We start from the raw sequence: 6,024 nt of genomic DNA, 5'->3' as shown, positions 1-6,024 counted from the left end.
GGCTTAATAGGTCAGATACTTTTTATTTCAATATCAATATGTTAGCTAAAACCAGCGCGTGATCACCGACTGTATCTGTGGCTCGTCGTTCACACCGTCCTGCACGCACCGTCAACAGAAACGAACCGTTCGGTTCGATTTTAGAGTCTGCTAATAGTCACTTTTCGAAACCGTTAACCTCTTTTGCTCCCATTCCGGGTTGAATTTGACAGCCGGTACAGCTGTCGGCGGGGACGATTATCGTGACCGCTGCCCTTGACCTGATCGTTGCGCATGCGTGTCGCGCCGCATGGATACGATGTCGCTTTCATGCCGATGTCGCAAACGCTGCCGTGGTTAGATCATGCCATCTCAGGTGCCGCTTCGTGACGACGGGGCGGAGAATTGGGAAGCCGGTCAGAATCCGGCGCTGCCCCCGCAACGGTGGTGGAGTTCAAGTCGCAACGGGAGACCACTGGGCGTAAGCCTGGGAAGGTGTCGCGACCGTCCGCAAGGACACTCCAGAGCCCGGAAACCAGCCCGAGATTTTTAACTCGACTGATCGCGGTGGGCGGTCAAGAGGCGGATCGCGTGTGCCCGGCTTTCGCCGAGCTGCGTCTCATCCTTCCTCAATCACCACCAGTTCAGTCCTTGAAGTATGAGGACAGGACATGGATGCGCGCAACGATATGCTGAGGCTGTTGAATGGCCGCAGAGAGGGCTTTTCGCTCGAGCAGCCCTTCTATACCGATCCCGAGTTCTTCAAGCTCGACATGGAGCTGATCTGGTATCGCGACTGGCTGTTCATCGGCCATGATTGCGAACTGCCCAAGCCCGGCAGCTTCATCACTGTACAGATCGGCGACTACCCGGTCGTCCTGGTGCGCGACCAGCAGGGCAAGATCAACGCTTTCCACAATTCGTGCCGCCATCGCGGCAGCCGCGTCTGCAACACCGACAAGGGCATGGCCGCCAAGCTGGTCTGCCCCTATCACCAGTGGACCTATGAGCTCGACGGAAGACTGCTGTTTGCCCGCCAGATGGCCGACGGTTTCGACAAGAGCCAGTTCGGCCTGAAGCCGGTCGCCTGCGAAAGCGTGGCCGGCTATGTCTTCATCTGCCTGGCCAAGGAGCCTGCCGACTTCGCGCCGATGCGGGCGATGATCGAACCCTATCTCAAGCCGCACCGCCTCAGCGAAGCAAAGATCGCCTTCGAGAGCACGATCGTCGAGAAGGGCAACTGGAAGCTCGTCTGGGAAAACAACCGCGAGTGCTATCATTGCGCCGGCAATCACCCGGAACTGTGCAAGACCTTCCCGGAAGCTCCGACGGTGACCGGCGTGCAAGGCGCCGACAGCGATCCGGAAATGCTGGCGCACTGGGCCAAGTGCGAGGCCGCCGGCTTGCCGAGCAAGTTCCGCATCGATCCGGCCGGGCAATATCGCGCCACCCGCGCGCCGCTGCTGCGCGATGCAGTCAGCTACACGATGACCGGCAGGCGGGCGGTGAAGAAGAACCTGTCCGACAACGTCTCGGCCGACCGCATCGGTTCCTTGCTGCTCTATCACTATCCGACGACGTGGAACCACATTCTGGGCGATCACGCCGTCACCTTCCGCGTGCTGCCGATCAGCGCCACGGAAACCGCGGTGACGACCAAATGGCTGGTGCACAAGGATGCGGTCGAGGGCGTCGACTACGATCTTGCCGAACTCACCCATGTCTGGACCGAGACCAACGACCAGGATCGCCGCATCGTCGAGGAAAATGCTTTCGGCATCCAGTCGCCGGCCTATGAACCCGGCCCGTATTCGGAGTTGCACGAGGGCGGCGTGATCCAGTTTGTCGAATGGTACGCATCCTTCATCGGCCCACGGCTTGCCGAAGACGGCCGGCCGGCGCTGCGCAGCGTCGCCTGAGAGGTTTGGGGATGAATGCGATGACGGATCTTGGTCTCTATCGCCATCTCGACCAGATGGCGCCCTGGAACGACAGGCTGCAGGTGCTGGAGGTGATCGGCGTCAGCGACGAGGCACCCGACGTCAAGACCTTCACGTTCCGCTCCGACAACCAGACCTGGTTCCGCTACAAGCCGGGCCAGTTCGTGACGCTGGAACTGCCGACGTCGGACGGACCGCTGATGCGCACCTATACGCTGTCGTCGTCGCCGTCGCGGCCGTTCTCGATCGCGGTGACCGTGAAGGCGCAGGCCGGCAGCATCGGCACACGCTGGATGTTCGATCACCTTGTGCCCGGTTCGCACGTCAAAGCCTATGGGCCGGGCGGCGACTTCTCGCTGCACAGCCATCCGGCGGCCAAGTATCTGTTCGTCTCGGCCGGTTCCGGCGTGACGCCGATGATGTCGATGCTGCGCTGGCTGAACGATTGCGCGCCATGGACCGATGTCGGCTTCGTCAACTGCGCGCGTCGCCCGGAAGAGATCATTTTCCGCAAGGAGCTCGAACTGCTCGGCGGTCATATGCCGGGCCTGTCGCTTGGCTTCATGATAGAAGAGCGGTCGAGCCGCGAGGGCTGGTATGGCCATATGGGCCGCATCGACGCGATCCGGCTGCCGCTGCTGGCACCCGATTTCCGCGAACGCGAGATCTTCTGCTGCGGTCCGGATCCCTTCATGCGCGCCGTGCGCGGCATGCTGGAAGCCGCCGGCTTCGACATGACGAAATACCACCAGGAGAGCTTTGCCGCCCCCGCGGTGGAGGAGGTGCCGGCGCCGTTCGCGTCGCCCGGGGAAGACGGCGTTGCCGTTCCCGTCGAGGCAACACCGATCCGCTTCGCGCTTTCAGATGTCGATGCCGAATGCATCGCTGGCCAGACCGTGCTGCAGACGGCCCGCTCCTCGGGCGTGCGGATCCCAGCGGCCTGCGAATTCGGCCTGTGCGGAACCTGCAAGGTGAAGAAAGTCTCCGGCGCCGTCGAGATGAGCCACAATGGTGGCATCCTCGATCACGAGATCGATGACGGCTTCATCCTCGCCTGCTGCTCGAAGCCGCTTTCGGCTCTCGAAATCGAGGCGTGACAGCGTAGGGCGGCCCGGCACGGCGGCCTTGCGAGGCAATTGCGGCTGTTTCCAGGACCCTGGCGGCGTCAGGATCGGCTTATAAGCCGTTCTCGTGCGGCTTCGTCACCCGCCGCAGCGTCAGATTGATCCTGCCGCCGTTCTTGAGCAGCGCCGAGGTCGAGGGATAGATGCGGTCGACGCCGTGGAAGGCCAGACGGCCCTCGCCGCCGAGCACGACGACGTCGCCGCTCTTCAGCCTGAACGATTTGGTGGCGCCGTCGCGCGTCGTCTGGCCGACCCTGAACAGGCAATCGTCGCCCAGCGAGATAGAGACGACAGGCGCCGAGAAATCGGCCTCGTCGCGGTCCTGGTGCAGGCCCATCTTCGCGTCGGCCGTGTAGAAATTGATAAGACAGGCCTCCGGCGGATTCGGATAGCCCGAGACTTGCCGCCATAGATCGAGCAGGCACTCCGGGATCGGTGGCCAGGGCTCTCCGGTCAGCGGATGCGTCGGCTGGTAGCGATAGCCCCGTTCCTTGTCGGTAACCCAGCCGAGCGGGCCGCAATTGGTCATGCGCACGCTCATCGCCTTGCCGGTGCGCGGCATAGCGGGGACGAACAGCGGCGCCTGCTGGACGATGCCTCTCACCTGTTCGACCAGCGTGTCCTGGACGGCGCGCGGCAGATAGGCCGGCATGTGGCGAACGCCTTTGGGCAGAACAAGCATGCGGCCGTTACAATCCAGTTGCTGCGTTGACCTTCAAGAATGCCATATGGCGACGCTGACAACGACCCGAAAAGCTCCGGCAGACGGATCAGTCGTCGCCGATGCGGCCGCGCAGCTTCTTGATCGTGCCACGTCCGGCCTTGCTCTTCAGCCGCCGTTCCACCGCGCCTTTCGAGGGGCGCGTCTTCTTACGGGGCGGCGGCGGCGGCTCGGCTGCCTTGGCGACAAGCGCCGTGAGCCTCGCGCGGGCATCCGCCCGGTTCTGCTCCTGGGTGCGGAAGCGCCCGGCCTCGATGACGATGACGCCGTCCTTGGTGGCGCGCTGGCCGGCAAGCTTGATCGTGCGGGCACGCACGCGTTCCGACAGGCCGGCCGCGTTGGCCGCGTCGAAGCGCAGCTGCACGGCCGTTGCCACCTTGTTGACGTTTTGGCCACCCGGCCCCGACGAGCGGATGAAATCCTCGTGCAGGTCACCGGGATGGATCACGGCTTCGCCCGATATGATGATGTCCTGGTCGATCGGCATGCCGCAGTCATGGCGCGGCGGCGGACAAAAGAAAAGGCCCGATCGAAATCAGGCCTTCAATGGTGCTGAGCGACGTGACGATTACTCCGCCGCTTCCTGCATGCGTGGCGCCGCACCCATGACGGTTGCATCGACATGCGGCTCGAATTTCTCGAAGTTGACGGCGAACATGCCGACCAGTCTTGCCGCCTGGCGGTCATAGCCGGGCTTGTCGGCCCAGGTCGAGCGCGGATCGAGAATGGCGCTCTCGATGCCAGGCACCGCCACCGGCACCTCGAAGCCGAAATTGGCATCGGTGCGGAATTCGGCTGTGTTCAGCGAGCCGTCCAGCGCGGCGGCCAGCAGAGCGCGTGTCGCCTTGATCGGCATGCGCTTGCCGGTGCCGTAGGCGCCGCCGGTCCAGCCGGTGTTGACCAGCCAGCAATCGGCGCCATGGCTGGCAATGAGCTCGCGCAGCAGATTGCCGTATTCCGAGGGGTGGCGCGGCATGAATGGGGCGCCGAAGCAGGTCGAAAATGTCGCTTCGGGTTCGGTGACGCCCTTTTCGGTTCCGGCCACCTTGGCCGTATAGCCGGAGAGGAAATGATACATCGCCTGTGCCGGGGTCAGCCGCGCGATCGGCGGCATCACGCCGAAGGCGTCGGCGGTCAGCATGATGATGTTTCTGGGATGACTGGCGCGCCCGGTCTTCGAGGCGTTGGGGATGAAGTCGAGCGGATAGGCGCAGCGTGTGTTTTCGGTAAGGCGGCCATCGTTGAAGTCCGGTACACCGTCGGCGTCGAGCACGACATTTTCCAGCACCGTGCCGAAGCGCTGCGTGGTGGCGAAGATCTCCGGCTCGGCGTCAGCCGACAGCTTGATCGTCTTGGCGTAGCAGCCGCCTTCGAAATTGAAGATGCCGTGCGGGCCCCAGCCATGCTCGTCGTCGCCGATCAGCGTGCGTGACGGATCGGCCGACAGCGTCGTCTTGCCGGTGCCGGAAAGCCCGAAGAAGACGGCCGCGTCGCCGGCCGGCCCCTCATTGGCCGAACAGTGCATCGGCATCACGCCCTTCTGCGGCAGGAGATAGTTGAGCATGGTGAATACCGACTTCTTCATCTCGCCGGCATAGGAAGTGCCGCCGATCAGCACGATCTTGCGGGTAAGGTCGACGGCGATCACCGTTTCCGTGCGGCAGCCGTGGCGGGCGGGGTCGGCGCGGAAGGACGGCAGGTCGATGATGGTCATCTCCGACACGAACCGTTCGAGCTCGGCCTTGTCCGGACGGATGAGAAGATTGCGGATGAACAACGAATGCCAGGCAAACTCGGTGATTACGCGCGTCGGCAGTTTCAGCTCGGCATCGGCGCCACCGACGAGGTCCTGAACATAGAGATCCTTGTCCGCGGCGTGAGCAAGGAAATCGGCGAACAGCGTTTCGAACTGGGCCGGCGAGATCGCCTTGTTGTTGTCCCACCAGACATGCGCCTCGGTGTTGGCGTCGCGGACGACGAATTTGTCCTTTGGCGAGCGGCCTGTGTGCTGTCCGGTTTCGGCGACCAGCGCGCCATGCGCGGTCAAACGGGCCTCGCCGCGCCGGATCGCCTCCTCGTAAAGGGCGGCCGCGCCAAAATTATAGCGCACCATACCGGTGGTTTTCAGGCCGATACGATCGATCGGGCAAGCAGGATTGCGTTTGCCGACTTCCGACATTGGTGTCCCTTCTACGATTTGCCGCATCCTTGCCGGCGCATTTCCGGCACGCCCGCCGAGCGGGCCGAGATGGTCAAAACC

The 6,024-nt window shown here is 63.2% G+C and carries 5 protein-coding genes and 1 riboswitch; of the genes, 2 read left to right on the top strand and 3 right to left on the bottom strand.

What is annotated here, in order from left to right; genetic code table 11:
* Positions 1-336 precede the first annotated feature (336 nt).
* A riboswitch (cobalamin riboswitch) is annotated at positions 337-537 on the top strand.
* Positions 538-650: 113 nt separating this feature from the next.
* Positions 651-1,898 carry an aromatic ring-hydroxylating oxygenase subunit alpha gene (locus C1D09_RS15445; protein ID WP_143975126.1) on the top strand — a complete coding sequence of 416 codons (1,248 nt, stop codon included), beginning with the start codon at positions 651-653 and terminating at the stop codon, positions 1,896-1,898.
* A gap of 20 nt (positions 1,899-1,918) precedes the next feature.
* Positions 1,919-3,016 carry an FAD-binding oxidoreductase gene (locus C1D09_RS15440; RefSeq protein WP_143975125.1) on the top strand — a complete coding sequence of 366 codons (1,098 nt, stop codon included), beginning with the start codon at positions 1,919-1,921 and terminating at the stop codon, positions 3,014-3,016.
* Positions 3,017-3,095: 79 nt separating this feature from the next.
* On the opposite strand, the gene C1D09_RS15435 is transcribed toward C1D09_RS15440, so the two are convergent.
* From C1D09_RS15435 to C1D09_RS15425, 3 genes are all read right to left on the bottom strand, one after another.
* Complete coding sequence (locus C1D09_RS15435) at positions 3,096-3,725, bottom strand: alpha-ketoglutarate-dependent dioxygenase AlkB family protein (protein WP_143975124.1); 630 nt, start codon at positions 3,723-3,725, stop codon at positions 3,096-3,098.
* Between the two features lie 88 nt (positions 3,726-3,813).
* Positions 3,814-4,251, bottom strand: coding sequence for an alternative ribosome rescue aminoacyl-tRNA hydrolase ArfB (gene arfB, locus C1D09_RS15430; protein ID WP_143975123.1), 438 nt, complete (start codon positions 4,249-4,251; stop codon positions 3,814-3,816).
* An 81-nt stretch (positions 4,252-4,332) separates the two neighbouring features.
* Positions 4,333-5,943, bottom strand: coding sequence for a phosphoenolpyruvate carboxykinase (locus C1D09_RS15425; protein ID WP_143975122.1), 1,611 nt, complete (start codon positions 5,941-5,943; stop codon positions 4,333-4,335).
* Between the last annotated feature and the right edge of the window lie 81 nt (positions 5,944-6,024).

The organism is Mesorhizobium intechi, from assembly GCF_002879535.1.
Lineage (GTDB): Bacteria > Pseudomonadota > Alphaproteobacteria > Rhizobiales > Rhizobiaceae > Mesorhizobium > Mesorhizobium intechi.
The sequence above is the reverse complement of the archived record's forward strand: the minus strand, read 5'-3'. Positions and strand labels throughout refer to the sequence as shown.

Coding starts and splice junctions, on each gene's coding strand:
- C1D09_RS15445 (WP_143975126.1), top strand. CDS start 651: ATGGATGCGCGCAACGATATGCTGAGGCTGTTGAATGGCCGCAGAGAG.
- C1D09_RS15440 (WP_143975125.1), top strand. CDS start 1,919: ATGACGGATCTTGGTCTCTATCGCCATCTCGACCAGATGGCGCCCTGG.
- C1D09_RS15435 (WP_143975124.1), bottom strand. CDS start 3,725: ATGCTTGTTCTGCCCAAAGGCGTTCGCCACATGCCGGCCTATCTGCCG.
- arfB (WP_143975123.1), bottom strand. CDS start 4,251: ATGCCGATCGACCAGGACATCATCATATCGGGCGAAGCCGTGATCCAT.
- C1D09_RS15425 (WP_143975122.1), bottom strand. CDS start 5,943: ATGTCGGAAGTCGGCAAACGCAATCCTGCTTGCCCGATCGATCGTATC.